This window comes from Ensifer sp. SSB1, from assembly GCF_016652895.1.
Classification (GTDB): Bacteria; Pseudomonadota; Alphaproteobacteria; order Rhizobiales; family Rhizobiaceae; genus Ensifer.
The window spans coordinates 1-1978 of record NZ_JAEPRP010000353.1 but is presented as its reverse complement, the minus strand read 5'-3'; the positions used below and the strand labels follow the sequence as shown (position 1 = coordinate 1978).

General features: G+C 60.7%; 3 protein-coding genes. All 3 read left to right on the top strand.

Annotated features, from left to right (window positions below; all coding sequences use genetic code 11):
• Nucleotides 1-207: glycine betaine ABC transporter substrate-binding protein (locus tag I8N66_RS37225; protein ID WP_291165561.1), on the top strand; the 207-nt coding region annotated here is incomplete at its 5' end.
• A 296-nt stretch (nt 208-503) separates the two neighbouring features.
• Nucleotides 504-1415, top strand: a complete 912-nt coding sequence (locus tag I8N66_RS37220; protein WP_113539323.1) for a proline/glycine betaine ABC transporter permease — start codon at nt 504-506, stop codon at nt 1413-1415.
• A partial coding sequence (locus tag I8N66_RS37215; protein ID WP_291165558.1) for an ATP-binding cassette domain-containing protein occupies nt 1408-1978 on the top strand: 571 nt, incomplete at its 3' end. The genes I8N66_RS37220 and I8N66_RS37215, both read left to right, overlap by 8 nt.

Here is a 1978-nt window from a genome sequence, read left to right as displayed (position 1 = left end):
TCATTCGCCGACAAGGCAAGCGTCGCCATGGACTACGTCAAGGCGCGCAAGTGGGACAACGGCACCGTCAACAAGGTTCTCGCCTGGATGGACCAGAACCAGGGCACAAACGAGGATGCTGCCAAGCACTTCCTCGCCGAGTTCCCGGACATGTGGACGCAGTGGGTGAGCCCGGAAGTGGCCGAAAAGGTCAAGGCAGCGCTCTGACACAAGACAAAGGCAGGCGCGCCGGCCGAGACGGCCGCCTGCCCGTTCCGGTGGAATCAATCGGAACAGGAACAATGCAGCGTTCTTGCGGGTTCCGTTTGAGCGCGCGTCGTTCCAGAGGCGGCGAAGCGTGGCCGTCCGCGTCGCAAACAGTAAAGCGGACGCCACATTTCGCTGACACAGTTTAAACGCCGGGCCCAAAGAGGCCACCCGAAGTGTTGCGCAGGCATCGATGGAGATCGACGCCGGGATGCGACCGGCGCAACAAAAGACTTCCGGCCAAGAAGGGGAAACATATGGCATCCATCTGCAGTGTCTTGCCAGCTTTGCTTTGCAAGTTCCCTGCCATTGACGAGAGCACGATCCGCCTGGCACGCAAGACCGTCGACGACGGTTTCAAGGGCTTCGTCCGATCCTACGGCAACGCCATCGACACGGTGGTGCAACCGCTTCAATGGTTTCTGAACTATCTCGAAAGCCTGTTCGTCGGTTCGCCCTGGATCGTGATCCTGGCACTCATGATCGCGGTCGTCTATTTCGGCAGCCGCAACATCGCGATCACCATTGGAACAGCAATGTCGATGATTTTCATCGGCCTTGTCGGGCTTTGGAACGACACGATGATCACGCTTGCGATGGTCACCGTCTGCACGCTGATATCGATCCTGATCGGCATTCCGATCGGCATCCTGATGGCGCGCTCGGACCGGGTGCAGGCCTTCGTCAACCCGGCCCTCGACGTCATGCAGACGATGCCGAGTTTCGTCTATCTGATCCCCGTCGTCATGGTCTTCGGCATCGGCAAGGTGCCGGGGCTCATCGCCGTGGTCATCTATGCGGTGCCGCCGATGATCCGGCTCACCAATCTCGGCATTCGCCTCGTCGACAAGGAAGTGCTGGAAGCGGCCGACGCCTTTGGCTCATCCGGATGGCAGAAACTGAAGAACGTGCAGATGCCGCTGGCCCTGCCGACCATCATGGCCGGCATCAACCAGACGATCATGATGTCGCTGGCGATGGTGGTCGTGGCTTCGATGATCGGTGTCGGCGGCCTCGGCAAGAACGTGCTGCAGGCGATCGCCAACCAGTTCTTCACCGTCGGCTTCCTCAACGGCTTTGCCCTTGTCGGTATCGCCATCATTTTCGACCGTACCAGCCAGGCCTTCGGCAAGCGGCTGCAAAAGCACTCGGAGGTTATCCATGGCTAGTCACGCGATCGAGGTGAAGAACCTCTACAAGATCTTCGGCCCCCGCGGCGGCGACTTCGTCGACGCGGTCAAGAAAGGCCTGGGCAAGGCCGATCTCAACGAGAAGCACGGTCACGTGCTAGGCCTGCAGGATATCAACATCTCCATGCCGCCCGGCGGCGTCATGGTGGTCATGGGTCTCTCGGGCTCCGGCAAGTCGACGCTGATCCGCCACATCAACCGGCTGATCGACCCCACCGCGGGCGAAGTTCTCTATGACGGCGTCGACGTCTGCAAGATGAACGACAACGACCTTAGGGAATTCCGCCGCCACAAGACGGCGATGGTGTTCCAGAAGTTCGCGCTGCTGCCGCACCGCACCGTGCTCGACAACACGGTCTACGGCCTCGAAATCCAGGGCGTCGAACGCAAGGAGAGCGAAAAGCGCGCCCGCGGCTGGATCGAGCGCGTCGGCCTCAAGGGCTTCGAGAACCACTATCCGAACCAGCTTTCGGGCGGCATGCAGCAGCGCGTCGGCCTTGCCCGCGCACTCACCAACGATGCCGACATTCTCCTGATGGACG

Coding starts and splice junctions, on each gene's coding strand:
- I8N66_RS37220 (WP_113539323.1), top strand. CDS start 504: ATGGCATCCATCTGCAGTGTCTTGCCAGCTTTGCTTTGCAAGTTCCCT.